Source organism: Dryocola clanedunensis, assembly GCF_038405435.1.
GTDB lineage: Bacteria > Pseudomonadota > Gammaproteobacteria > Enterobacterales > Enterobacteriaceae > Dryocola > Dryocola clanedunensis_A.
This window is the reverse complement of record NZ_JBBYHZ010000099.1, coordinates 1-659: the sequence shown is the minus strand read 5'-3', so window position 1 is coordinate 659 and position 659 is coordinate 1. Positions and strand designations below refer to the sequence as shown.

General features: G+C 59.9%; 2 protein-coding genes. Both read right to left on the bottom strand.

The features are described 5' to 3' along the window. The coding region (locus AAE045_RS23645) for an ABC transporter permease (protein WP_455549746.1) at positions 1-466 on the bottom strand (466 nt) is incomplete at its 3' end. Then, the coding region (locus AAE045_RS23640) for a PLP-dependent transferase (protein ID WP_455549745.1) at positions 463-659 on the bottom strand (197 nt) is incomplete at its 5' end. The genes AAE045_RS23640 and AAE045_RS23645, both read right to left, overlap by 4 nt.

The window sequence follows — 659 nt, the reverse complement described above, 5'->3', positions numbered from 1 at the left end:
GCTGCGCGATGGTCAGCACCATCCAGCTGATGAACGCATGGAACACGGCGGAACCGAGGGTCACCCATGCATACACTTCGAGGGGGAACACCACTTTTTTCACATAGTTCGGGTTGCCAGTGATCAGCACCGGCGATCGGTTGATGCATTCAGCGACAACGCCATGCACGATCAGGCCTGAGAACAGAATCAGAGCAAAACCGCCGCTGGTGTCGAAATCCTTCCACTTGGCCTTGAAAACGATTGAGAAAACGAAGGTGTAGAGCACCAGCATGATCAGCGGCGTGATGAACGACCATGCGAGACCGGCGAACGAGCCCCGGTAGCGACCCACAATCTCACGCTGGATGAGGCGAAAGATGAGCTGACGGTGCTCGATCGGCGAGCGCAGGAAACCGGCCAGCGGCCGACGCGACGCGGCGTAGGGAACGAGTCCCGGCGCGTTCTTGTCCAGACCACTGCTCACGCCAACGCCCCTTCCAGATCCACCTGGAGATCACCCAGGTCTTCCACGCCCACGCTCAGCCGCACCAGCGCATCACTGATGCCCAGCTTTTCCCGGCGTTCCACCGGAATCGAGGCATGCGTCATCACCGCAGGATGATTCACCAGGCTCTCCACGCCGCCCAGCGACTCAGCCAAGGTGAACAGTTCGGTCT